The sequence below is a fragment of the Clostridium sp. UBA3061 genome, from assembly GCF_002367465.1.
GTDB lineage: Bacteria > Bacillota > Clostridia > Clostridiales > Clostridiaceae > Clostridium_J > Clostridium_J sulfidigenes.
Genome location: NZ_DFCF01000005.1, coordinates 1 through 26278 on the forward strand (window position 1 = coordinate 1; position 26278 = coordinate 26278).

At 29.4% G+C, this 26278-nt stretch carries 26 protein-coding genes and 1 pseudogene; 8 read left to right on the forward strand and 19 right to left on the reverse strand.

Features of this window, described 5'->3' with window-relative positions; translation table 11 throughout:
- Positions 1 to 406 precede the first annotated feature (406 nt).
- Positions 407 to 1912, reverse strand: a complete 1506-nt coding sequence (locus B2P65_RS03100) for a YfcC family protein (RefSeq protein WP_035131673.1) — start codon at positions 1910 to 1912, stop codon at positions 407 to 409.
- Between the two features lie 772 nt (positions 1913 to 2684).
- On the opposite strand from B2P65_RS03100, the gene B2P65_RS03105 reads away from it, so the two are divergent.
- The 3 genes from B2P65_RS03105 to B2P65_RS03115 are packed head-to-tail and all read left to right on the forward strand — an operon-like array spanning position 2685 to position 5282.
- Positions 2685 to 3059: a GntR family transcriptional regulator gene (locus tag B2P65_RS03105; protein ID WP_346849086.1), complete on the forward strand. Its 375-nt coding sequence runs from the start codon at positions 2685 to 2687 to the stop codon at positions 3057 to 3059.
- Between the two features lies 1 nt (position 3060).
- Positions 3061 to 3969, forward strand: coding sequence for an ABC transporter ATP-binding protein (locus B2P65_RS03110; RefSeq protein ID WP_346879582.1), 909 nt, complete (start codon positions 3061 to 3063; stop codon positions 3967 to 3969).
- Entirely contained in the window at positions 3951 to 5282 is a 1332-nt protein-coding gene (locus B2P65_RS03115; RefSeq protein ID WP_346879583.1) for a hypothetical protein, read from the forward strand. The genes B2P65_RS03110 and B2P65_RS03115 overlap by 19 nt, the downstream gene beginning before the upstream one ends.
- Positions 5283 to 5336: 54 nt before the next feature.
- Here the strand turns inward: B2P65_RS03115 and B2P65_RS03120 are convergent, their stop codons facing one another.
- Together B2P65_RS03120 and B2P65_RS03125 are read right to left on the reverse strand one after the other, a co-directional pair.
- Positions 5337 to 5864: a DUF5662 family protein gene (locus tag B2P65_RS03120; protein WP_346849089.1), complete on the reverse strand. Its 528-nt coding sequence runs from the start codon at positions 5862 to 5864 to the stop codon at positions 5337 to 5339.
- An 85-nt stretch (positions 5865 to 5949) separates the two neighbouring features.
- Positions 5950 to 6303: a YxeA family protein gene (locus B2P65_RS03125; protein WP_346879584.1), complete on the reverse strand. Its 354-nt coding sequence runs from the start codon at positions 6301 to 6303 to the stop codon at positions 5950 to 5952.
- A gap of 114 nt (positions 6304 to 6417) precedes the next feature.
- On the opposite strand from B2P65_RS03125, the pseudogene B2P65_RS03130 reads away from it, so the two are divergent.
- Positions 6418 to 6540, forward strand: a pseudogene (locus B2P65_RS03130) (transposase); the annotation flags it as partial.
- 100 nt (positions 6541 to 6640) lie between these two features.
- Here the strand turns inward: B2P65_RS03130 and B2P65_RS03135 are convergent.
- The 9 genes from B2P65_RS03135 to B2P65_RS03175 form a co-directional block, all read right to left on the reverse strand.
- Positions 6641 to 7051 carry a DUF1259 domain-containing protein gene (locus B2P65_RS03135; protein ID WP_346849091.1) on the reverse strand — a complete coding sequence of 137 codons (411 nt, stop codon included), beginning with the start codon at positions 7049 to 7051 and terminating at the stop codon, positions 6641 to 6643.
- A 240-nt stretch (positions 7052 to 7291) separates the two neighbouring features.
- Positions 7292 to 7975: an amino acid ABC transporter ATP-binding protein gene (locus B2P65_RS03140; RefSeq protein WP_346879585.1), complete on the reverse strand. Its 684-nt coding sequence runs from the start codon at positions 7973 to 7975 to the stop codon at positions 7292 to 7294.
- 12 nt (positions 7976 to 7987) lie between these two features.
- The gene (locus tag B2P65_RS03145) at positions 7988 to 8629 is read right to left on the reverse strand and encodes an amino acid ABC transporter permease (protein WP_346849093.1); all 642 of its coding nucleotides are present in this window, start codon (positions 8627 to 8629) and stop codon (positions 7988 to 7990) included.
- Between the two features lie 12 nt (positions 8630 to 8641).
- The gene (locus B2P65_RS03150) at positions 8642 to 9439 is read right to left on the reverse strand and encodes an amino acid ABC transporter substrate-binding protein (protein ID WP_346879586.1); all 798 of its coding nucleotides are present in this window, start codon (positions 9437 to 9439) and stop codon (positions 8642 to 8644) included.
- A gap of 147 nt (positions 9440 to 9586) precedes the next feature.
- The gene (locus B2P65_RS03155; protein WP_035131655.1) at positions 9587 to 10183 is read right to left on the reverse strand and encodes an NAD(P)H-dependent oxidoreductase; all 597 of its coding nucleotides are present in this window, start codon (positions 10181 to 10183) and stop codon (positions 9587 to 9589) included.
- 83 nt (positions 10184 to 10266) lie between these two features.
- Positions 10267 to 10980 (reverse strand): pirin family protein, encoded by a 714-nt coding sequence (locus tag B2P65_RS03160; protein WP_346849095.1) that lies wholly within the window; start codon positions 10978 to 10980, stop codon positions 10267 to 10269.
- 50 nt (positions 10981 to 11030) lie between these two features.
- Positions 11031 to 11474 carry a MarR family transcriptional regulator gene (locus tag B2P65_RS03165; protein WP_346879587.1) on the reverse strand — a complete coding sequence of 148 codons (444 nt, stop codon included), beginning with the start codon at positions 11472 to 11474 and terminating at the stop codon, positions 11031 to 11033.
- A gap of 103 nt (positions 11475 to 11577) precedes the next feature.
- On the reverse strand, positions 11578 to 12258 hold the full coding sequence (locus B2P65_RS03170) for a DNA alkylation repair protein (protein ID WP_346849097.1): 681 nt from the start codon (positions 12256 to 12258) through the stop codon (positions 11578 to 11580).
- A 187-nt stretch (positions 12259 to 12445) separates the two neighbouring features.
- Positions 12446 to 14173, reverse strand: coding sequence for an oleate hydratase (locus tag B2P65_RS03175; RefSeq protein ID WP_346849098.1), 1728 nt, complete (start codon positions 14171 to 14173; stop codon positions 12446 to 12448).
- Positions 14174 to 14446: 273 nt separating this feature from the next.
- Here B2P65_RS03175 and B2P65_RS03180 point away from each other — a divergent pair, with 273 nt between their 5' ends.
- Entirely contained in the window at positions 14447 to 15646 is a 1200-nt protein-coding gene (locus B2P65_RS03180; RefSeq protein ID WP_346879588.1) for a DUF2812 domain-containing protein, read from the forward strand.
- A 120-nt stretch (positions 15647 to 15766) separates the two neighbouring features.
- Here B2P65_RS03180 and B2P65_RS03185 read toward each other — a convergent pair whose 3' ends face one another.
- Together B2P65_RS03185 and B2P65_RS03190 are read right to left on the reverse strand one after the other, a co-directional pair.
- Positions 15767 to 16255, reverse strand: a complete 489-nt coding sequence (locus tag B2P65_RS03185; protein WP_346877974.1) for a hypothetical protein — start codon at positions 16253 to 16255, stop codon at positions 15767 to 15769.
- 2 nt (positions 16256 to 16257) lie between these two features.
- Positions 16258 to 16410, reverse strand: coding sequence for a hypothetical protein (locus B2P65_RS03190; protein WP_346877975.1), 153 nt, complete (start codon positions 16408 to 16410; stop codon positions 16258 to 16260).
- Positions 16411 to 16685: 275 nt separating this feature from the next.
- Here B2P65_RS03190 and B2P65_RS03195 point away from each other — a divergent pair, with 275 nt between their 5' ends.
- Complete coding sequence (locus B2P65_RS03195) at positions 16686 to 17462, forward strand: SDR family NAD(P)-dependent oxidoreductase (RefSeq protein ID WP_346849102.1); 777 nt, start codon at positions 16686 to 16688, stop codon at positions 17460 to 17462.
- 103 nt (positions 17463 to 17565) lie between these two features.
- Here B2P65_RS03195 and B2P65_RS03200 read toward each other — a convergent pair whose 3' ends face one another.
- The 5 genes from B2P65_RS03200 to B2P65_RS03220 form a co-directional block, all read right to left on the reverse strand.
- Positions 17566 to 18966, reverse strand: a complete 1401-nt coding sequence (locus tag B2P65_RS03200) for an MATE family efflux transporter (protein ID WP_346849103.1) — start codon at positions 18964 to 18966, stop codon at positions 17566 to 17568.
- Between the two features lie 326 nt (positions 18967 to 19292).
- Entirely contained in the window at positions 19293 to 22604 is a 3312-nt protein-coding gene (locus B2P65_RS03205; RefSeq protein WP_346879589.1) for a DEAD/DEAH box helicase, read from the reverse strand.
- A 217-nt stretch (positions 22605 to 22821) separates the two neighbouring features.
- Positions 22822 to 23463 carry a hypothetical protein gene (locus tag B2P65_RS03210; protein WP_346849105.1) on the reverse strand — a complete coding sequence of 214 codons (642 nt, stop codon included), beginning with the start codon at positions 23461 to 23463 and terminating at the stop codon, positions 22822 to 22824.
- 403 nt (positions 23464 to 23866) lie between these two features.
- The gene (locus tag B2P65_RS03215) at positions 23867 to 24178 is read right to left on the reverse strand and encodes a YbjQ family protein (protein ID WP_035131635.1); all 312 of its coding nucleotides are present in this window, start codon (positions 24176 to 24178) and stop codon (positions 23867 to 23869) included.
- Positions 24159 to 24383 (reverse strand): hypothetical protein, encoded by a 225-nt coding sequence (locus B2P65_RS03220; RefSeq protein WP_035131633.1) that lies wholly within the window; start codon positions 24381 to 24383, stop codon positions 24159 to 24161. The genes B2P65_RS03215 and B2P65_RS03220 overlap by 20 nt, the downstream gene beginning before the upstream one ends.
- A 262-nt stretch (positions 24384 to 24645) precedes the next feature.
- Between B2P65_RS03220 and B2P65_RS03225 the strand changes: the two genes are divergently transcribed.
- Complete coding sequence (locus tag B2P65_RS03225) at positions 24646 to 25317, forward strand: 5-oxoproline transporter, DUF969 family subunit (RefSeq protein WP_150844005.1); 672 nt, start codon at positions 24646 to 24648, stop codon at positions 25315 to 25317.
- Between the two features lie 14 nt (positions 25318 to 25331).
- On the forward strand, positions 25332 to 26261 hold the full coding sequence (locus B2P65_RS03230; RefSeq protein WP_035131631.1) for a DUF979 domain-containing protein: 930 nt from the start codon (positions 25332 to 25334) through the stop codon (positions 26259 to 26261).
- The last annotated feature ends 17 nt before the right edge of the window (positions 26262 to 26278 follow it).

Below are 26278 nucleotides of genomic sequence, written 5' to 3' on the forward strand. Positions count from 1 at the left end.
CAAAAAGTACTGCCAGTAAAATTCCTAAAATAATAGATGTTAATGTAAATTCGGGTACGACTTTTTCAGCAGAAATGAACGGTTTAAAACTGTCTTCTTTTTTCATCAAATTCCCTCCCTATATATTCATCTTATTACATATTGTAGCATCCCTTGTTTTCTTTTACAATATGTTATATTACATTATATTATTTTTTATGAAACTTATAACTAATATACTATTTATAGTTAATATTTTTTATAAATTATTATTTATGTTAAATATTTAACTATAACAACTTTTATTTCTTATATTGCTAAATCAAAAGAAATAACTATCATATATATAAATACCCCCTAGGATAGACTATAATTAGCCTATCCTAGGGGGATTTTTTTAAATTCTATAAAGTTTTACTATTTCATATTAAAAATTAACTTGTATTAATAGCATTATTGCACTAAATGCTGCTATATATCCCATTAGAGGCATTATAAATTTTAACCACTTGTCATAAGTTACATCAACCATCTCTAATGTTGCAAGAATTAATCCTGTTGGAGTAATAAATGAAATTAATCCTAATCCGTATACATAAGCTGAAATTATAACATCTCTTGAAAGTCCAACTGAATCTGCAAGAGGAGCCATAATGGGAATGGATAGAACAGCCAGTCCTGATGAAGAAGGAATAAAGAATCCAAGTACTATAAATATTAAAAGCATTAGTACTATAAATATATTTCCGTTCATACCTGCTATAGCATTAGAGAAGAAGTTAAGTATTGTATCAGAAATCATACCATTTTCTAATACAAGGTTAATACTTCTAGCAACCCCTATAACTAATGCAACACTCATTAAATCAGCAGCTCCAGTTACGAATTGGTTTACAAACTCTTTCTCCCCTAATTTTGATAGGAATCCAATAATTATACCAGTTACTAAGAATAGAGCTGTCATTTCTGCGAACCACCAATCCAAAGAAGAAACTCCATAAATCATAACTACAAAGGTTAAAAGGAATATTAACAATATAATTTTGAATCTTAAAGTTAATTCTGGTGCTTCTCCTTGACTAGCAAATTTAGCTTCAATTTTTTCTTTGTCTGCAAATGTTAATGATTTACTTGGATCTGCTTTAACTTTCTTAGCATATCTTAAAATATATATTATAGTTATTAAAGTACCAAGAACAAAAGCAATAATTCTGAAGTTAAGTCCATTTGTAAAGCTTATTCCAGCAGCATTAGAACCTATAACTACTGAGAATGGGTTTACTGTTGAGAACATACTTCCTATAGAAGAACCCATGTATATTGCTGCAATACATACCATAACATCATAGTTTGCAGCTAAGAATACGGGAACCATTATTGGATACAGAGCTATTGTTTCCTCTGCCAGTCCAAAAGTAGTACCTCCAAGAGAAATCAAGAAAGTAATAAATACTATCAATATGTATTCTTTTCCTTTAGTTAATCTTGAAAGACTTGCAATCCCTGCATTAAATGCACCAATGTTATTTAATACTCCAATAACTCCACCTATAATAAATACAAATAAAATTATATCTATAGTATCATATACTCCGTTAATAGGTGATAGAATTATATCAATTATACCTTGTGGACTTTGTTCAACTTTTTCATAAGTACCTGGTATAGCTACTGGTTTATTAATACTACCATCTTCAAATTTAGAAATGTCACCAGTAACCTTAAGTTCATCTAAAGTTTCTTGAGTACCAGGCATTTCTTTTATATCTCCATTGGGAGCAGTAATCTCAAACACAGTGCTATCTGCATTATAAGATAACTTTGAATATGAACCAGCTGGTATCACATAAGTTAGCGCTGCTGCTAAAAGCAATACTATAATTAATACTGTAAAAGCAGTTGGAAATGATAATTTCCTTTTATTCTTTGCCATGTAAATCCCTCCAATAATTTAGTATTAGTGCTTGCCACATATAGTAGCTTAAATTATTTATATCTACTTTAAGCACATAGTTAATATTTTATTCATAAGCCAATAAAGATTTTATATTAGTAACATGCTCTTAAATATACACACTTTTATGAAATAATGAGAAACATTCATGTATTTTTGTATAATTATCCTATGAATTAAGAATTTTTATGCTTTAATTTAAGATTCTAGTCCTCATCGTTCTTTAAACGTTTTCAGACCTACGAAAAAATTTTTAGCCATTTCACGGCATAAATTCTATAATTTCCAGCATTTCCCCATCTTATCAATTTCTTTATTTATTTCATAATAATTTTATATTGTATATTATACTCATAACTTTCTTTACACGTATAAATAATAACTTGTCCTATGTACTTTAAGATTTTAGATATAAATCCAACAAATTTTGACTTTGAGAGTCAATATTTATCGATATTCTATAATTATATTACTATAAAATCACAAAAAAATAAAGTATCATATTCGCTCTTTTTCCCCTTTTTCCCCCTTATTTCTTATTAATTCTCAGTATTACACCTGTATATTCACATTTTTGTTCATTCTATGTTCATTTTTATAAGTTTTGAATTTATATTATAAAAATATTATCGTTTTATATTTTAATTATTTTTTTTAAAAGAATTGACATTAATTCCTAATGATAATATACTAAAAGTACAATACTACATTACTCATGTAATGTAGTTCCTGAAACAAAGGAGGTTTACCCTTGAAAATAGATGTAAATAGCCTAGTTCCTATATATGTTCAAATTGCAAATGCTATTGAAGATGATATTCTTAGTGGAACTTTAGAAGAAAGTGGTACTTGCTATTCTCAATTAGTAATTGCCAAAGAGCTTACAGTTAACCCTGCTACTGCAGCTAAGGGAATTAATTTATTAGTAGGAAGAGGTATTCTTGAAAAACAAAGAGGATTAGCTATGATTATAACTCCCAATGCAAAGAAAAAAATTATGAATAGAAGGAAAAATGAAACCTTTGAAAAACTGGTAAGAGATCTAGTCAATACAGCAAAAAAATTAGACTTATCTGAAGATTATGTACTTGAAACTATAGAAAAACACTATAAGGAGGATAAATAATATGACTTCTTGCATTATAGCTAGAAATCTTTTTAAAAGATATAAATCTAAGGTGGCTATAGATAATCTATCTGTAGAAATTAATGAAAATCAACTCATAGGTTTAATCGGTAGTAATGGCTCAGGTAAAACTACTTTTATGAAACTATGTGCAGGTCTAATTGAGAAAACCGAAGGAGAATTAATGGTTTTAGGTGAAGAACCCATGGATAATTTATCGGTATTAGAGGAAATTGTATATAGCTATCATAATATGTCCTATGAATCTAACTTATGTCTAGGTAGAATTGTTGAGTGTTATAATATGATGTACCCTAACTTTGACCTTAAGTTTGCAGAAAACCTTTTGAAACATTTTAATCTTAAAATGAAAATTAAGTATAAAAATTTATCTCAAGGTATGAGAAGTTTATTTAACTTTATATGTGGTATTTCCTGTCGTGCCAAGGTTACCATGTTTGATGAACCAATTTTAGGCATGGATATTAAAACTCGTAAATCTGTTTATGATATCATACTACGAGATTATATAGAACATCCACGAACTATAATTATTTCTAGCCATATTTTATCAGATTTGGAAAATATTCTTTCAGAACTAATAATAATTAATAATGGGTCTTTAGTTTTATATGAAGCTATGGATACTATAAAGGAGTCTGCCTATAGAGTAGATGGAAATCCTGATAATTTAGTAAATTTCATTAAAGATAAAAAAGTACTATATAAAGATTTTAGTAACATAACCTCCTTTTCAATAATAGAAGGCTTAATTACAGAATCTTTAGAGATAGAGATATCAACTAACAATTTGAATATTTCAAGAATTAGTCCAGAAGAGCTATATATTTATCTGACTGAAAATAATTATAATGGAGGCATGGAGGAGTTATGGATAAAAGACAATTAAAAAATATTAATAATCTATATAAAATACGCTCAAAAGAGCATAAAAAGGCACTTTGGATAATTTATATACTACTTGCATCCTTTTTTGCAATTGATTTAATTGCAACTCTTATGGATATTTTCACTTATTCTAAAGATGTAACTACCTACAGTCTACAGACCTATACCACTAATGGTCTTTTCCTAGCAATTAGTATAAGCATCGGAACTTTATTGTGGTATAACTCCTTCAATAATCAACATCAAGCTTTTCCCCAGGATAATAAAACAAGATTTATGTCTTATGCTCTGTTTAACTACATTACTCTATTAAAAGTGTCAGTAACTTCTTTACTTTTATACCTAATTCAATATAACATTTGGGCATTAATTGGAAGTTTAAATTCTAATATATCTTTTGCTTATCCTATAAATTTACCTTTCTTAATCTCTGGTTTTATAGTTAATTTACTCTATGGCTCCATGTTAATTGCCCTGACTTTGTTAATCAATGTTTTGAGTAAAAAATTTCATATGTATTTCTATATTACTTTCATAATGTTTGTAGTGGCTGCATTCTTTAACAATGGAGCTCTGTTCATTACTATTGGAAATCTTTTTAGCTTTTGGACTAAAGAACCTTCTCTTGGCATATTTGTTGTAAAGTGTACTATAACCCTAGGAATTTTACTTATTTTGTCTGTAGTTATAAATAGTACTATAGTATATTATAAAGCTGAGACTAAAAATACAACTAAATCTAGATTTATTTTATGTGGAATTGCCCTTTTCTGTTTTATCATTGTGATATCTTTAAGTGTATTTACCCATAATTATCCATACAATAGCAATAGTGAAATGGGATCTGATTCCATAAACTTTGTTAACGACAACCCCTTTAAAAATTTTGAAGAAAAAGAAATAGAAGTGGCTCTAACTAATCTTAACACTGATATCCCTATTGAAATAGTAACTCAATTTAATGAAGATGAAGAAAATATTTTTACTACTCGCTATAGCGACTCCTCAATAGAAGAAATTTATGAAAATATTATTGTAAAATACCATCTTCCCTACAATGAAGTGGACTATATAAATCTTAATTATTTCAAAAACCCTATAGTTACAGCAAAACTTGAGGATAACAAACTATATATTAACTATACTTATGACGAAAACCAAAAGGTTATTCTTCTTAGCTCCTATGGTACAATGTCTCAATTTGATTGCTTTAAAGGGAAAACCCTCTTTAAAGGTAATCCAGGTCACATGACTGGTAGCAGTGATGGTAGTATAGAAATAATCTATCCTAAGGGTACAAAATTTAAAAACTAAAAAATTAAAGCCATCTAAAAGGAGTAATTTCTCTTTTCAGATGGCTTTATTATGTTATTTTAAAATCTGTTTTTTTATATAATCTAGAGTTATCTGTTCACCTTCACTTGCTAACTTATTAAGTAAAAGCTCTAATAATTCCCTACTGTCCTCATGAATAATTTGATAATCCTTACCCCTTTCATAATATATTAAAGCCGAATTATCTTTATACTTCTCTTTTTCATAATTCATACAAGCGCAAATTCTGTCAATAAACATTTCAACTACATAATTATTGGGCATTTTCATACCAACTATTCCATCTTGTATTTTCATACCATAATCAATCCAATATTCTAAGTGATGCTTATTTCTTCCCTTATGATGAAGCCAAGACTTAGAATATCCTTCCACCTTCTTTTGTATTCCATTAGGACTAACATCTCCTCTGTAATACTTTATTCCTGCTGAAAATTCTACCCAAGAGTACTTAGAAAGATCATGTAATATTCCTTGTTTATATAACCCCACCTTAAAGCAGTATTTCATAACTAATAACTTATGTTTTGTTATAGTCTTAAAGTGATTAATTGCGTTCATTGTATTTTCATCCCCTAAAAATTATGTTTTCTCTAGTCCTATATTAACATAATTTCCTTCTCAAATAAAAACATTGAATAATAAACTAATTTAATTTATAGATTTCTTTTACCTTATCGGGTAGTTCTTTTATTTCAACTTCTTCATAACTCTTTGTTTTTTCACCCTTAACATATACCTTTAAATATCTATCAACCTTTAGTATCTTTGACGTTGTAAATGTAATTAATTTCTCATTTCCATCTTTATCATACCCATTTATTTTATACTCATACGTATTGTATCCTCCACTATTCTCACTTGTTATATCCTTATATTCACTGACAGTTTTAACGTAATACTTTGTTGAACCTAGATTAATTATACCGTTAGAACTTACTAACAATAAAACTCCACCTACTATTATTATACTTACAATAATTCCTATTAATTTTTTCATTTTATATCCTCCTATAGTTTCTTTTAAGTAAATTATATGTTTTTTATAACTAACTTCATATTTACATCTATTACATTAGTCTTTCATTATTGTCACCTAACTTAACACTTTTAAATGAATAGATCAATTCAAGTTGAAGGTACTTTTGGAGTGTTGAAAAGTGACTATAATTTCACTCGTTTTTTTACACGTGAAAAAAATAACGTTAAAACTGAATTTATTATGCTATGTTTTGGGTGCTAAACCCCAACAAAACCTTCGGTTATTTTTATTTGAAATAGCAAAAGGAGCATCACTCCATAACTTAATTACTTATTTTGTGATGCCCCCATTAAAATTATTTATGCTGTTTTCTTAATACCCTTAGAGCTTCTGCCACTTTTCTAGCAAAGTCTAATGGCCTATCAATTGACTCAAAATGAATATACATAAGTCTTGGATCCTCAAATAACCAATGGTTATGCAGTGCAGTTACTAGTATTCCTCTTGCTCTTAGCGCAGATATAAAATCATTTATTTCATTCTGAAGTATAACTGTTTCACCTAAATTAAGAGTTCTACCATTATTATCAGGAGATTCAAAAGAAAATAATGCTGCTAAAGCTAGTGGTGATTTTGTTCTTCTTCCTAATATTTCTGCATTTATATTTCTCATAAATGTTACTGTACAAACATTATTTTCTGTACTTAGAATTTCTGCTCCAAGTATCTCAGCAAATTCATCACAAATCCTACAAAAACTTTCCATAATATTCCTCCAATTATTAGATAGGTTCTATTATATAGTTAAAAATATTTTATCTATATATACATAATATGTTCTTCTTTACAATTTTGTTAAGCATTGATTTAAATAAAGTAATTATTTGCAAAAAATATAATATAACATTAATGGACATTAATATCTTTTCCTATTTCTTTTATAAAACTATCCTCTAATAATAAACAAAAAGAAGGATAATCCCATCATAAAGAGATTATCCTCACTTTAAATATACATATGTTCATTTTTTAATACTCCGTTATCCATGGATAAAATTCTATCTGCTACTATAGTTGCAAAAGTCATATCATGAGTAATAATTAAAACTGTCATGGCCTTTTCAATACTTAATTTTTTTATAAGATTCGCTACTTCTTCAGTGATGCTTGGATCTAGGGCAGAGGTTGGTTCATCAAAACATATAAGTTTTGGATTCATTGCAAGTGCCCTTCCTATGGCAACTCGCTGTTTTTGTCCTCCTGAAAGTTGAAATGGATAGCTATTTTCTTTATTTGCAAGTCCTAAAAAACCTAATATTTCTTTGGCTTTATTTTTAGCTTCTTCAATATCAACTCCCAATACTACCCTTGGAGCTTCTGTAATATTTTCCACAACATTCATATGTGGGAATAAATTAAAATTTTGAAATACTAGCCCCACATCCATAGGTATTTCCAACTTTTCCTTTCTATGAGCCCCTTCTCCATCTTTGTATAAATACTTGTTGTTTATTATTATAGAACCCTTATCAGGTTTAGTTAATCCACTTATACACCTAAGAAGGGTTGTTTTTCCACCTCCAGAGGGTCCTACTATAACAGTAATTTCACCTTCTTTTATTTCAAGGTTTACACCTTTTAAAACTTTACTATCACCAAAACTTTTTTCTAATCCAATTACTCTAAGCACAATATTCCTCCTCTATTGATAGTAACTATACCTTTTTTCTAATTTTTTAAATATTTCACCAAACAATGCAATTAAAAGTAAATATATCATTCCTACTATTAAAAGGGGCATAAGAGAAGCTTCTGTATTAGATGCTATTTTACCAACTTTTAGTAGTTCGTCTAATCCAACTACATACACTAAGGCAGTATCCTTTACAAGTGTAATAGTCTCATTTGCCAGAGCAGGAAGTATTCTCTTAATAGCTTGTGGAAGAATTATTTTAAAAAATATGTATTTTTGAGAAAAGCCAAGAACTTTAGCTCCTTCGTATTGTCCTTCCTCTATAGAAATTATTCCAGCCCTAAATATTTCTGCAAAATATGCTGCATAATTAAGAGTAAATGCTAATATAGCAGCGGGAAATCTGTTAAAGGTTATCCCTATAATAGGTAAACCAAAAAATATAAATACAACTTGTAGGAGTAGAGGGGTTCCTCTCATAATTAAAATGTACCCGCTTGTTATTTTGTTCAATATTTTATTTTTAGATAATCGTCCCTGCGCAACTAGTATTCCAAGAGGTATTGAAATTACAAGGGTTAATATAAATACCTCAATGGTTACTTTTAATCCTTGGAATACTTGTGGTAATAGGGTAATTAAATTATTCATATAAATACACTCCTATTTAATTATATCTTTTCCAAACCACTTATCGGAAACTTTCTTAGCTGTACCATCTTTTTTAATATCCTCAAAGGCTTCATTAAGCTTCTCAAGCAATTCTTCATCACCTTTTCGTATACCAACACCATAAGATTCATCTCCAAAATCATCATTTAATATTTTAAATTTACCTTCACCTTTTTTGTTTATATAATATCTTGCTAAAATCTCGTCAGCTACAACAGCATCTATTCTTTTTGCTTCTAAATCCATTAATGCTTCATTATTTGTTTCAAAGGTATAAACCTTACCATCCTTAAAGGTTTTTAAAAGTTTCTCTTCCTTGTTTATTGCATCTACTGCACTAGATTGATTTTGTGCTCCAACATTCATACCTTTTAAATCAACTTTACTATTTATTTTTGAATTCACTAAAGTTATTATAACTTGTCTATTTTCCAGATAGGGATTTGTAAAATTCACCTTTTCTTTTCTTTCTTTGGTTATACTATAACCATTCCATATAAGATCTATTTTTCCTGAGTTAAGTTCTGATTCTTTCATAGACCAATCAATAGGCTGAAATGTTACTTGTTTACCTATTCTTTTTGATACTTCCTTTGCAAGATCAATATCAAAACCTACTATTTCTCCATTATTATCTTTAAATCCCATAGGAACAAAAGTATCATCAAAACCAATTATAAGTGTTTCCTTATCCATTGCATCCTGTGACTTATTGTTACATCCTGCTATTGATAATGCCATTACTGCAATAATTCCATAGATTATTACATTTCTTAATATTTTACTCATTTGCTTATCCCCCCACTTAATTATAATCTACTACTTTATTACTTTACCATGGTAGAGTAATAAAGTAAATACATTTCTTTTTTTATTAATATTTAATCCATATAAAAAAGCCATAAAACTAATTATGGCTTTTTAACACATATAATTTTAAAACAACTTGGCAGTATCCTTAGCTACTTTTATTCCTTGTTCAACTTTCCCTTCAACATCTGCCCCAACAACATCTAAACTTTCTACAGCAATAGTCTTCATATCTTGAATTCCAAAGAATCCTAGGATTGTTCTTAAATATCTATCCCCCATTTCATATGGTGCATCCCCATATTCTCCTCCTCTAGATACAATGTGTACAGCTTTTTTATCCTTTAAAAGTCCAACTGGCCCTTCTGCTGTGTACTTAAATGTTATTCCTGTAACACTTACATAATCTATATAAGCTTTTAAAATTGCAGGAATACTTAAATTCCACATTGGTGCTGCAATTACATATTTATCTGCTTCTGCAAATTGATATGCATATTTTAGAATTGGGTGCTTCCTACTTTCTTCATTTTTAGCTCCAAATATTTCTCCTAAATCCTCTGGTTTTAGAAAATCTATATTTTCTTTATATAGATCTAAAGTAATTATTTCATCATTAGGATTACTACTTTTATACTCCTCTATAAAACTATCCGATACCTTAAAAGTTCTTGATTCTCCATCCTTCTTAATATTTGCTTTAATGTATAATACTTTACTCATATCTTTCTCTCCTTTTTTATCTTGTATATATCATCACACAAGACATAATTTTATTTTTGTTCTTAAATTTTATATTGTAGTTATCATATATATAGTGCTTCTGTTTTATTCATTTCTATTACAATTAAATGTGAGTTTTCATTAGCTTTAATTTTAATGTTTTCTTCAACTATTTCTAAGGCATCTTGTTCATTTAAATGCACATTATTAATTTCTGAGTTACCTTCAATTTGTACTAAGTATGCCTGTCTTCCTTTATTTACATTAAAGTATATCTCTTTATCCCTTTCTAAATAAGTTGCATACACATTTATATCTTGATGAACATTTATAGGTACATCCTTTAAAGTGCCAGATACCATGTGGAGCCAATTGTTGGTTCTATCTCTCCAATTAAATCTATAATCTCCGTAATTAGGTTTATATCCTTTCTTATCAGGCATAATCCATATTTGAAGAATCCTTAAATCCTCATTGCTATGATTAAATTCACTGTGGTATACTCCTGTGCCAGCACTCATATATTGCATTTGACCTCTCTCTAAGCTTCCAATATTGCCCATACTGTCTCCATGAGTTAATTCTCCTCTTACAATGTAAGTTATAATCTCCATGTCATTATGAGGATGAATATCAAATCCTGAATTAGCCTTCATAACCTCATCATTTAGTACCCTAAGCACACCAAAATTAATATTTGTTGGTTTAAAATACTCTGCAAAAGAAAAATGAAAATTTCCTTTTAACCATCCGTAGTTACTTTTCCCCATGTTATTACTATCTATTCTCTTTAACATAACAACCTCCATTTTATCACTAATTAGTGATATATTTTTATAAAAACTCATTACAAGTTTTTAAATTTCTTTAATATACTTTTTAATATAATTTTTTCTTCATCCGTTAAAACACTAAAGATCCTACTAATATTTTTAATATGCTTTGGAAAAATGTCTTCAATAATTTTTTTCCCCCTATCTGTTATAGAGATTATAGCAACTCTCTTATCTTCTGGATTTATAATCTTTTTTACTAATCCTTCCTTCTCTAAATTTTTTATAACCACAGTTATATTACCAGAAGTAGTTAATATTTTTTCTATTAACTCATATATTTTTAAGTCTCCCTTATTGTATAAGGCCTCTAAAACTCCAAACTGAGCAACTGTAAGTCCAGTTTCCTTTATAGTTTGAAACTCCCTTTTATGAATTTCATGCTCTGCTCTAGTAAATACGACTAAAGTTGATAGGTCTAAGTTATTTTCTTTAATTAATTTCTTTATATCTTTCATAATCTAAATTTATCACTAATTAGTGATAATGTCAACAAATAAAAATATGATTTAAAAATTTATATTTTAAGTATAATAACCTTATCAATAATAGTAATATATATTAACTCATCATCAATCTTCTTCTAGTTTCTTCATCAACCTTCTCTAAAGCATACCTAAAAGCTACTCGTGGCATAATATTTTTATTCTTTAATAAATACTCATATACCTTATCCTTTTCAACCTGTGACAGCACTTTTAGCATCCAGCCATACCCTTTCAATACGAGATGATGTTCATCTTTCATAAGCATATCTGAAATTATGTAAGGATTGATTCCATGATACTTATCTTTTTTAATAGGATAAATTAAGATAACAGCAGCTGCACGTCTCACAAAAAAGCTTGGATGATTTGTCCAAATTATCACATATTTAAATAGTTCATTATTTTGACTTAATAATTCTCCAAAGGCATGTGTGCAAAAATCATCACAATCTCCCCAGCCTGTAACATACTTCTTTAACCAACTTTCAAATACAAAAAATGTGTCATTATTATACTGATTCCTAACTCTATAAGCCCAATCGTATGCAATAACCCCTAATTCCCATTTATGTTCATCAAGTAATTGTTCACATATATTGAAAATATTATCAATACTTTTATCTTCTATAGTTTTATATAGCTTTGATGAAAACGCTCTAACTTTACTGGTAGTTAGACCATTTTCTTTTGATAACCCTTTAAAATAATGCTTTGCTATTAAGATAATATCATTCACTCGTATCACTACTTTCATATAAAATAAATTCTCTCGTCCCAGTCTCATTCCTTTATTTTATTGTATAGGATATTAATACCATATTCAAATATAAATATATTAACATAAAAAACTAGTAGCTTCAGCACAAATGAAGCTACTAGTTTTTTTGACTTAGTGGAAGTTTTTATCCATAATAACCATTAATGAACTATGGATAATCTGTTTATCTATAAGAAGTTTTTAAAGCTTCTTTTAGTATCCTAGGATTCTTTTTATATGGAGTTACCGGACAGATTTTCTTATTCTTCACTTTGAATAAAGTATATACTGCAATTCTTGCTGCACGTACTGAATATTCTTCAGTAAATACCATGTCCTCTGGTATTTCAACGAATTGACTAATCATAGCAAAGTTAGTTGATCCTTCTGGTACAACCTTTGGTCGATCAGACATCTTACGAGGTTGGAATTGAGAATCTATATAAGGCATCATGCATGGAATAACATTCACCACATCTTCCATAATTTCATCTATCTGATCTTCTAAATGTAAATGATGTAAAAGTTCTATTAACATTTCTTCACCAGTACAGTCTCGCATTGGTTTCTTTACATAATCTCCAACTTTATCTGTATATAACCCATAACCCCAGAAAATAGTTGTATCCATTGTTTGAGCTTTAAAGTGTGGTTGAGCTGCAACTACAATACTCATTAACCAATTAGAATCTTTAAAAGTCATCAAAGCACCACTACCTGGAATATTAGTAGAAATCTGCTCTATTAATTTTAATAGTTTATTTCCTTTACAAGTTACAGTGAAGCTTTCCCAGTTAGTTTCATCCGGATGATTAAAGAAAGGATCCGGATTACCAAGTCCTGGTTTTTTATTAGCAACTTTTCTCCAAAGCTCACCTGAGATTGGAGCACTAGGGTCAAAAGCTGCCGGTGTATGAAGATCACCTAAAGTTGCACTATCAGTCATACAACCATTAGTCATGATACAAACATCACCTTCATTTAGTTCAATAACTCTTTCTCCATTTCCATCTTCTACATGAATAGCTGTTACTGTAATTTCATTACCTGGTCTAAAATCTAAATCTGTTACCGTTGCATTTATACTAAAATCAACTCCATGTTCATCTAGATATGCCTTTATTGGTAAAATCACAGATTCATATTGGTTATATGGTGTACGAGTAACTCCTTCTAGTGTTTCTATACGAGAGAATTCAAAAATCATACGATTCATATAACGCTTTAATTCAAACAGACTAGACCATTTTTGGAAAGCAAAGGTTGTTTGCCACATATACCAGAAGTTAGTCTCAAAGAAATGAGGGGTATGACTAAACCATTGCTCTATAGTCATATCATCTAAACTTTCTTCTGGAGTAATCATTAATTTACCAAGAGCCATACGATCTTCATTGTTGAATCCCATGCTTTTTACATCTTGAATTACACCATACTTATCTACTAAACGAGCTTGAGCATGAGTTGGATGTAAATGGTCAAAGTTAAGTATTTCTTCTGTAACACTTTTACCTACCATATCTAAAGATGGAATGCTTGAAAATAGTTCCCAAAAATTTTCATAAGTTTCTTCATTTAGCATTCTACCACCACGACATAGGAAACCATTTTGTACATCTCCAGCACCATCATTGCTACCACCAAGAATTTGCATTCCCTCTATAATATGAATGTTTTCGCCTTTAAAATTACAGTCTCGTACAAGATAAGCTGCTCCTGCTAAAGAAGCTAAACCTCCTCCAACAAAGTAAACTTGTTTTCCTGAATGATCTATATATTCAATTTCCGTCTCTTGACTTTGTGATTTGTTCTTAAGTTTTTTAGCTCCTAAAGTAGCTATTGTTGCTGCCCCTGCTATAGCTCCTATAGCCACTAAAGGATTTATGCTACTTTTATTTGATTTTTTACTCATAATAATTACCTCAACTTTCTAGTTAAATTAATTAATGAAGATTGCTTATTTATTATTATAGTTTAATACAATTAAAATGTAATTATACAGATTTACTTATTTGTCTAAAAAAGTATTAAGAAATTTGAAATAATAAATGTACATTTCATAAACTCATAATTTTTTAAGAACAATAATAGACTTTCATTAACTTTAGATTAACTTCTATCAAATTTAATGGTATAATTTATTTAATATGTAATATATTATTCATGTTTTTAGGAGGATTTAATTTTGAGTAAATCTGTTTATAAATTTAAACCAGGCTCTCCTTGGAAAATTGGTGTTACCGAAAGCTGGCTTAATTCCATGGCTAAAAGAGGACTTTTCATAGAAAAAATGGGGAAATATTTCGCCAAATTTAATAAAGATGAACCTAGGGATATGTACTATAGAATAGAAATGTCTAAGGAAAAGGATGAATTGGGAGAAGAACAAATTAGAATGTATAAAGCTCGTGGATGGGAATATGTTACAAACTATAACAATTTTCATATTTTCTCATCACCCTATGAATTCAATACCACAGAGGTTCATATTATCCCCGAAGAATATGCACAGCTATTAAAACCCTTTTATAAAAAAGCTTTAACACAACTTCTTATTTCTTTTGCAATTCTATTTGCATTTTATGCAGTTATCCCTATGTTTATTGATAAAAGATACGTTAGTGTTTTAGTAAATATGAGTTTTCTAGAACTTCTTTCCCAATTAATAATTATTTCAACCTTTATTAATGGATTGTTTGAAATTATATATATAGGCAAACTTAGAAAGTGCCTTTTACAAGGAACTTCTGTGGATCATAATGCACCTTGGAAGTCTAATTATATAGTATCTATTTTTATTAGTTCTTGTCTAATTCTACTTTCAATAACTTTAGTAGTTTTAACCTTCACATCATTGTTTACAGGTTATGATGATGAAAAAACTATTCCTGATGATACGACTTCCATGGCAATTATAAGACTAAAGGAAATAGAAAACTCAGAAACCTTAGAAGAAACTCCAATTTCCACTTCTGAGGAAGTTAATTATGAACGTCACTACAATTTGAAAAAAACCTTTTTTGCTCCATTAAAGTATACTAGTTTTGAAATGGGGGCTATAATGACTAATCCTACTACAACCTATTTAAAATCTCATGATGCTATACTAAATAATGAAGTATATCAAGTAAGATTTAAATCCATGTCCCAAAAACTACTCTTAGAATTATGGGAGGATGGTGATGACTCAAGAACGGATGATACTACGCCTCCTATTTTACATGATGATGAGCTAGATCTTTTAATTGTTCATAAAACAAGTGATGGATACGAAATCTATGCTTGTAAAGGAAAAGGTGTTATCCGTGTGATATATACTGGTAAAGAAAATGTAAATAAGATAATACCATTGATAAAACAAAAGATTTCTTTAATATCAGAATAGAATTATATAATGAATTTTCTATGTTAGTATAACTGTAATAATATAAATAAGGACTATATGGAAATTAACTAAGATTTCTAACTTAATTATTTTCATATGTCCCTTATAAACGATTTAATATTAGTCATTATCTACTTTTCTTATCTTAACCTGTTCATCCTCTTCAGTTTTAATTGAAATTTCAATCTTTCCCTTTGCTTTATTTCCTACAAATTTAAATCTATATTTTCCCTCTATTAATTTTATTGTTCTTTCTCCAGTTTTAGTGCCTACTAGTATATCCTCCACCTGTTTTTCTGGACTAATTAAAACCCCTTTAAAATCACCACTTTCAACCTTTGAATCATATTTAATGGTAATTTCACTTTGTCCCTCTGATTCTATATTCCAAATTGTATCTGCTCCTGAAAACTTCCCATATTTAACGGTAATTTCATTTTTAGAACCCGATTCATTCCTACCTACATAGCTATAGCTATCTCCATCTTTTGCAATTTTTTCATTATTATCATAAACATCTGCTTTCCCTGTATCCAATGTACAACCACTAAAACTGCATAATAATAGTATTAAGCAGATTCCTAAAAAAGTTTTATTTTTTAATTTCAATTCTACTCCTCCTTTATATAGTTTTCACTTACACCATAAGTGTTTTTATAACTTTTCATATATTCTTCACCATAACCCCAATATGCTTCCGAATTTATAGCAATATTACTTAAAATACTTTCTTCCTCTACTTTAGCTCTACAAATATTAATCATTCATATTCCTCAAGACTAATGTCTTACACTTGAGAGTATATTAAAATTATAGAATATGTTGTATGATAAATCTACAACTGCATGACAATTAATCTCTCAGATTAGCATAATACTAATTATAAATTAGTATTAAAGCACCTTGTTAAATAATTAATTAATTTACAATATGTTGAAGTTATGCTACTATATTATTATAGCAAGTAAATATCTATTAATAATATTTGTTTATTGATAATATTTACAAGATATTTATATTTTAGAAAGGATTTGATGTTATGAACAATTTATTCAATCTTACTGGTAAAGTTGCTATAGTTACAGGTGCTTCTAGTGGACTAGGAGCTGATGCCGCTAGAGCTTATGCTGAATATGGAGCTAGTGTTGCACTACTTGCAAGAAGAAAAGATAAACTTGATAATGTAGTTAAAGAAATTGAAAATAATGGTGGAAAAGCTCTAGCTGTTCAATGTGATGTTGCTAATGAAGAAAGTGTTATAGCAGCAATAGACGAAGTTATTAAGCACTTTGGACAAATTGATATCCTTCTTAATAACGCAGGAGTTGCAACTGCAGGTTCTGTTGAAAACATGTCTGTTGAAGCTTGGGATAAAGTTATGGACATTAACGTTAAGGGAATTTTCTTAATGAGTAAATATGTAGTTCCTCATATGAGAGACAGGAAATATGGTAAAATTGTTAACATAGCTTCTATAAATGCTGTTATTGCAGACAAAGATCCTTCTCTTTTCCGTCACTCCTACAATACTTCTAAAGCAGCTGTTAGAGGCTTAACTATGGGTATGGCTGCAAGCTATATGCAAGATAATATTACAGTTAATTCTATAGGTCCTGGCCTTTTTGAATCTGAGATGACAGAAAATACCCTTTTTAAGCATGAACCTTTTCTTAGAGCTTACAATGCTATTTCTCCTGCTGGAAGACCAGGTAAAAAAGGTGAACTTAATGGAACAATTATTTATCTATCATCAGATGCTTCTAGCTACGTAACTTCTCAACATATTCTTGTTGAAGGTGGTATTTCTATAGTTTAAAAGCTACACGACGTATAATTAAAATATAAAGACTTTTTAATATAAAAAAACTGTTAACATACTATTATGCTAACAGTTTTTTCATTTATCTAAGTTGAGAAACTTAAATGGCCTCTCCCATAACTTCTCCATCTTCTGAGTTAGGATTATCTAACTTCTTTATTTCATGTTTAAAGATAAAGTTAGTGATTATAACAGATATAAAATCACTAGTTGGCCCCGCCAACCATACTCCTGTTAATCCAAGAGTTTCTCCATTAGGAAGTGGTATCAAAGGAAGAATTATAATACATGGTATTAAAAGTATTACTTGTCTTAATAAACTTAAGAACATGGATTTCTTAGCTTTTCCAATACAAGAGAAGTAATTAGTTCTTATAATCTGCGGCCCTACAAAAATAATCATAGAAAGGAAAATTCTCATTCCATACTTTGTTATTGAAAGTAGATGTGGATCTGAGTTAAATGACTTTACTAAAACTCCTGGAATAAGTTCTACCATTAAAAATCCTATGGTAGCAATAATTAAAGCTGCTATTTGAGGATACTTTATAGCCTCCTTAACTCTATCATATTTTTTAGCTCCATAATTATATCCAATAATAGGCTGTACTCCTTGATTTAATCCAAAAATCGGCATAAGAATTATCATAGTTATGCTACTTATTATAGTCATTGCTCCTATGGCTAAATCTCCACCATAACTCCTTAAAGCATTGTTTGATATTACTTGAACTATACTTGCAGCAATTTGCATACTAAATGGCGACATACCTATAGCAAATATAGCTAGTATCAACTTTTTTTCTAGCTTAAAGTTTTTAACTTTAACTCTAAGATTAGCATTTCCCCTTAAAAAGAAACTTACTCCCCATATAGCTGAAGCAATTTGAGCTATTACTGTGGCTATAGCTCCTCCTTTAACTCCCATTCCTAATGTAAATATAAATATTGGGTCAAGAATTATATTTGTAATTGCACCTATAAGCATAGATGCCATGGCTATATTAGGACTTCCACTAGCTCTTATGGTATGGTTAAGTCCAAAACTTAACATGTTAAATATAGTACCTATAAATATAATCTGCATGTATTCTTCAGCATATACTAGGGTGTTTGAACTAGCTCCAAACATTCTTAGTATATCCTTTCCCCAGATTAATCCTATAGCTGTTATAGCTAAGCTAATGATTATAATTAAAGTAAAAGCATTTCCTAGAATCTTCTCTGCTTCTTCTTTCTTATTTTGTCCTAATCTAATGGAAATAGTAGTAGCAGTACCTATTCCAACTAACATACCAAAGCCTAATATAATAGTTGATATTGGCATAGTTACTCCAATACCTGTAATTGCTAAATTTCCTACCTCTGGAATGTGTCCTATAAACATTCTATCTATAATATTATATAGTGCGTTAACCAACATCCCAATGATGGCTGGTATAGAAAACTTAAGTAATAATTTTGTGATTTTTTCTTCACCTAGTGCATTTTGTCTACCCATGTAGTATCTCCCTTCTAAATTAAATTGTCTATTTAAGTACTAATGCAAGGTTAGAAAAATCTTAACCTTGCAAAATACATCTTAATATATTTATTACATAACATATAATTATGGCTAAGATAATTCTTAACCTTTAAATTCTCATGTTGTAAACTTTAAGTACCTTATATCTAAACACTATTCTTCACAATATAATTATACTTCATATCCCTTATATTTTCAATGACTTATTTCGACAAGCTAAAAATTTCATTATCTAAATATAATTAATTGGTAATTATCTTCTTAAAATACGCTGTAGTAAACACTTTTCATATAGAATTTCATTATGAAAATAACTCTTCTAGTTCCTTTTCATTCATAGAAGATAAGGTCAATTCCGTATGTTCTTCTCCATCTATTACTTTATCTATGATTTCTTTTTTCTTTTCTTGTATATTGTAAATTTTCTCCTCTATAGTTCCCTTGGCTATAAGTTTTATTACCTCCACAGTATTCTTTTGTCCAATTCTATGAGCTCTATCTTCAGCCTGTTCTTCCACTGCTGGATTCCACCATGGATCAAAATGTATTACCATATCAGCTGATGTAAGATTAATTCCTGTTCCCCCAGCCTTTAAAGAAATTAAAAATACTGATGATTCCCCCTCATTAAACTCTTTAACTAAATTCATCCTATCTTTAGATGGAACAGAACCATCTAAATACATAGTGTTTATGCCCTTTTTATTTAACTTTTCTCTTATACTCCCTAGAATTGTAGTAAACTGAGAAAATAATAGTACCTTATGATTATTCTCTAAAGCTTCTTCTAAAATATCATAAAGAGCATGATACTTTCCACTATCACCTTTATAATTTTCTATAAAGGAAGCGGGATCACAACAAATTTGTCTAAGTCTAGTAATAAGTGACAGTATCTTCATCCTACTTTTGTTAAAGCCTTTTTCCTTTATTTCCTGCTCCATCTCTTCTTTATAGGCATCTACATAAGAATAGTATAGTTTTTTCTGTTCTGAAGTCATGTCCACCACTATTTTATGTTCTATCTTTGGTGGTAGTTCAAGAGCTACATCCCTTTTAAATCTTCTTAAAATAAATGGTTTTATAAGCTTCAATAATTCCTTTAAAGCTTTATCATCCTTTTCTTTTACTATAGGCAATTCAAAGTTTTTATTAAACTTTCCATGGGTTTTTAAATATCCAGGCATTATAAAATCAAAAATAGACCAAAGTTCTGTAAGTGAATTCTCTATTGGTGTTCCTGTCATAGCAAATTTACTCTTAGCTTGAATTGACTTCACAGATTCTGCATTTAAAGAAGTTGGATTCTTAATATATTGTGCTTCATCGATAATACAAATATCAAATTTCATCTTCTCATAATATTCAAAATCCCTTCTTATTAATGCATAAGACGTAATTATTACATCGTACTCCTCTATGTTTTCTATTAATATTTCTCGCTCTGCTTTATTTCCACTTACAGCTACAATCCTTAGACCCTTAGAAAATTTTTCAAATTCCATAACCCAGTTATAAACTAATGAAGTGGGACATACAATTAGTGCCTTATTTCTCAAATTTCCTTCTTGTTTTTCTGAATTTATAAATGTTATAGCTTGAAGGGTTTTACCAAGTCCCATCTCATCTCCTAGAATTCCACCAAATCCACATTGAGATAAGGTCTTAAACCACTTAAATCCAATTTCTTGATAAGTTCTTAATACTTCACCTTGTTCTTCTGGAACCTTATATTCATTACTTTTTACATCTTTTATATTATCTATAAGATTTTTAAAGCCTTTATTTCTTGTAACAAAATTCAATGCCCCCTTATTGATCTTTTCATCTATATATAAGGATGCATACTTAGGTATTTCTACACTTCCACTAGCTAACTTTGAAATTGATATATCAAAGTTATCAATAACAGAATAAATATCTTTAAATTCACTTCCCTGAAGTGGAATTATAGAACCATTCTTTAGTTTATAGTATTTTTTCTTCTGTTTAACTGAAGTTAAAGTTGCCTTCAATTCTTCTTTAGAAATTCCTTCAATATTAAAATTAAACTCTAAAAGATCTGAATCATTTAATCTAATGCTAGAATTAAAGGATTTAGGCGTTAATATTTTTATCTCCTTAAAGCTATCAGAGTAGTAAACCTCTCCTACCTCAGCTAATTCCTCCACACCATAGGTTAAAAACTCTACTAATTCATCTTCATTTTCAATATAAAAACTTTTATCTATATTTTTAAATCCAAGTCCATTAAGCTTCTCTATAGTCTTTCTTTCCTTCACTAAATCTCTAATAATTATATCTTCAGATACGCCCACTTCTTTTTCATTTAATAATTGTTGATTTTCTTCTTTGATATTTTTACTTTCATTTTCTAAATTATAATAAAAGCTTTCTTCTCCATAATTAAACTTCACATCACAAGTTACTCTATCTTTATCCTTATCTAAGTAAAATTCTGTTACTAAAGGCTCCTCCTTTATAAGTTCCTTTACACTTTCATCTTTAATAACAATGGGGCTTATACTCTTTAATTTAGGTAGAAGAAAATTTGCCACATCATTAATACTACTTTTTTTAAAGGATATAGTATTATTTTTTGATTTCATAAATGCTCTATGAAGTGGAGTAAAATCACTTTTTTCCTTTTCAGACAATAGATATAAAGTATTATTTAAATAATAAAGTCCTGTATTCTCACAAATGTCCTGTGAGATTTCACCATTCATATCTATATTTAGATTTTCTCCCTTCATAAACATATAAAAACTAGTAGGCATGTTTCCTAATGAAACAGTTATATCTTTATAATGCTCTCCCTTATAATCTAAATTGATAGTCTTCCCATTTTTAATGGTTAGAATATTTTTAAGTTGTCCTTCTGAAAGAAATACCCTTTTCCCACTAAAGAATACAGAACGATTAGTATATACCCTATTCATTACTTCTAAATTTAAATCATAAATTTCCTTTATAATATTCATGATTTCTTGATCCTTATCTTTAAACATATATTTAGTGTTATTATACTGAAGCTCTTTTCCAAAATTAATAGTTCCACCACTTGTATACATGCACTCCATAAGTTCACGAATATTTTTTACCACATATAATCTACTAGTTCCTATCTTTAACTCTAAATAAAAACTTTTTTTCTTACTTCCGTAGTGCTCATCCTCTACCACTAAGGTAATATCCATATTTAGAGGTTCTTTCTTAACTCCTCTAATAGCCTTGTCAAAGGTACTTTTATAGGTTTCAAGAAGCTCTTCTTCTCCAGACTTAGGAATATTTATACCCCTGCCTCTTACACCTTCCTTATTTAACTTTATAAGTACAGCTCCTACATGCTTACACATATGATATTGACTAAAAGCTTCACAACTACAGTTGGGATATAATTTAAAATTTTTATTATTTATAAGTACACTAGTTTTATAATTATTTACATCATAGGCTGACTGTACTATGGCTGTAACTGATAATATATTTATAGAGTTTTCATTGATCCTTATACTTCTAACTTTATTTCTAAGGTACATATCCATGGCTCTATTAAAAATAACATTTCCACATATATCCTTTATCTCTCTCAACTCTAAATCAAACTTCATTCTCACAATTCTCCTAATTAAAATTTCTTCCTTTTTCAATAAATTTACTCTACCTTTTATTATATACCTTTTTACATCTTTATAGCGCATTTATTTTAAAGTAATTCACCTTTTCTATAATTTCCAACTATAAAAGAAATATGAACTATAAATAATTACATAAAAAATGGTGAGCATGAATCTTAATATAATTACATGCTCACCATAAATTTAAAAACTAGTTTAGACCTTTAATCAAACCAAGATTCACTATATCATTTTCATCTACGTCTTCAGTATTTAACTCAATATATATATTCCATTCTGCCATATCTGCAGTTCCAATTCCAGGAACCATTCTCTCAATCGCTATAGAAATTTCATTGCCCTCTTTAATTACCTTTTTTACTTTATGCCTCACAGATCCACTTGATTCATCTAGTGTTACAATAATTAAAGCTTTTTTAGAAAAAAACTCATCATCATATTTGCTTGCATCTACGTCACGGTTTTCATTTACACATGACAGCATACTTACAGTAAGTCCTTTTACTTTCCCTTCATGCTCCCTTAAACATTCTTTTGATTTGCAAATAGTGATAATAGGATATTTTTTACTTGAATTATAATATGGAGATCTTTCATAACTATCCTTAAACTCAAGCTCCCTCGCAGAATCACTAGGTTTTTTAATAATCCCCCCTTTATCTTCTGTGCTTGCTGAAACTTCATCATTATCTTGATTTTCTGTATTTCCTACTTCAACAGTTTCCTCCTCTTTTTCACTTTCACCTGCATTTATATTATTACACCCTGAAAAAAGTACCACCGTAGTTAAAACTAAAGTACTACATAACAATTTAAATTTATTCTTTTTCATATATATACCTCCATATTTCATATAAATAGAGTTCTTTGCTTAAGATGGAGTTTTCTCCCACTGAAGCTTACTAACAGACTTCTTAGTATCAGTATTTTTGATACTTAGAAGTCGTTGTACTTTAGTGAAGATCGTTATATAAGAACGTATTAACTCTCTACTCATACTTTAAATCTTAATACCTATATCTTAAGAAATATCCTTTATTTATATACGCTTATTTATACAAAAAGATTTAAACTTTTTATTTCTAGCGTCTATTTAAAATTACATTATTATAATATACAAGCTATAGGAATATTAGTAGTCCTTCTTTAAAGGTCGTATTAAAACATTATTTTTGCAATAAATAATAAAGACTGAGTCAAAATTTTTTATTTGACTCAGTCTATCTCAGATAATTTTATTTAAATTTTACTGCAGTTCCATAACAAATAACTTCAGATGTACCATTCATTATTGAGCTTGTTGCATACCTTATATTTACTATAGCATCAGCACCCATAGTTTCTGCTTCGTCAGCCATACGCTTTGTAGATATGGCTCTAGCTTCATTCATCATTTCTGTATAGCCTTTTATCTCTCCACCTACAACGGTTTTAAGACCACTAAGAATGTCCTTACCTATATTTTTAGACCACACCACTGACCCTTTAACCATTCCTAACATTTCTAACTCTTTTCCTGCAATGTAATTAGTATTTACTAATATCATTTTCGTCTCCCCCTTTTATTTCTTTTATTCTTTCTATCATATTATAAATAATTGCTCCTGCTATACCTATGGCAATTAAAAGCAAAATTATTGGCAATAACTTTATTCCTTCTGCAAAAGTAACAAATATGATACCTCCAAAATAGAAAATTGCAAATAGGAGCATCAATACTGTTATTACTATGGTAAGTATAATTTTTCCCATACTCTTATCATCTCCCTAAAAATATGCTATAAATATTAATTATTCCATTTTACTAGACTAATATTATCATACTACAACTACTAATACAATATGGATAAAAATAGTTATTGATGCATAATGATTAAATTTTATTTTTATCCAATCAACTTCATCTATACCTAATATTTATCCGTTCTTTGTATACCTGTATACATATTTACTTTTCATAATAGTGTATAATTTTAAAAAATTATATAAATTCATGGGAGGAAGGATAATAATGATCAAATTAATCGGTATTATAATTGTTATCATTGGTTTTACGTTAAAACTCGATACTATTGCTGTGGTTCTTTCTGCGGGGGTTTTAACAGGGCTCGTTGCTGGTTTGAGTATTAACGAAATATTGACTACTCTAGGACAAACTTTTGTATCTCAAAGAGCCATAACATTATTCATATTAACATTACCTGTAATTGGTATGTGTGAAAGATATGGACTTAAAGAAAGAGCTGCAACTCTTATAAGTAATGCTAAATCTCTTTCTGCTGGAAAGCTATTAAGTGTCTATGCCCTAGTTAGACAAGTGGCAGCTGCCCTTTCTATTAGAATGAGTGGACATCCTCAATTTGTTAGACCTCTTGTTAACCCTATGGCACAAGGTGCTGCCGTTAGTAACTTTGGAGAAATTGATAAGGAAGATGAGGATAGAATTAAGGCTTCTTCTGCAGCTATGGACAACTATGGTAACTTCTTTGGACAAAACTTATTTATGGCTAGCTCAGGAGTACTTCTAATAACCAGTACACTTCAGGAACAAGGCTATGTAGTAGATGCTCTTGATGTAGCTAAAGCTTCTATCCCAATAGCTGTAATACTATTTATAATGGTATTAGTACAAAATCATTTATTAGATAAATCATTAATTAAGAAATATTCTAAAAAAGATAATTAAAGGAGGAATCGATTATGGATATGGCAGCACTATCAAATTTTTTATTGGAAATCTTTTATGCCTTAGTGGGCTTCCTAATGATTTCCCTATCAGTTTATACATTTACAAATAAAGATCATAAAGCTAGAATTGGTACTTCAATATTTTGGTCAATTCTAGGTATTATATTCATAGCTGGACCTTATATCCCAGCTAATATAGTTGGGATTTTAATAATAGCCTTAGGTTGCTTGACCGTTTCTAAGCAAGTTAAAATGCTACCTACCAAACCCCTCGATGGAGAGTTTGCTAAAACTCAATCTGGAAAACTTAAAAATAAAGTTTTCTTACCACCTCTAGTAATCGCAATTGTAGCTCTAGGAATAGCACAATTTACCTCTATTAGCGGAACAGCTGCTATTGGTATAGCTGCTGTGATAGCAACTATTGCAACCTTAATTATCACAAAAGCTAATCCAAAGTTCATTTTAGAGGATGGAGCTAGAATGATTGACTCTGTTGGACCTGTAAGTATCTTGCCTCAACTTCTTACTGCATTAGGCTCACTATTTACAGCTGCTGGAGTTGGTACTGTTATTGCTAATGGTATATCAAGCTTCATACCTGAAGGAAATCTTTTAATTGGAGTAGCTGCTTACTGCATTGGTATGGCTATCTTTACAATGATTATGGGAAATGCCTTTGCTGCATTTGCAGTTATCACTGCTGGTATTGGAATTCCATTTGTATTTGCACAGGGGGCTAATCCAGTAGTTGCTGGTGCCTTAGCTCTTACTGCTGGATATTGTGGAACACTAATGTCACCAATGGGAGCTAATTTTAATATTATGCCTGCAGCTCTTCTAGAAATTGACGACAAAAATGCAATTATTAAACGCCAATTTCCTGTGGCTATGACATTACTAATAGCACACATAGTTTTAATGTATTTCTTAGCATTTTAAAAGTTTATATAAGATAT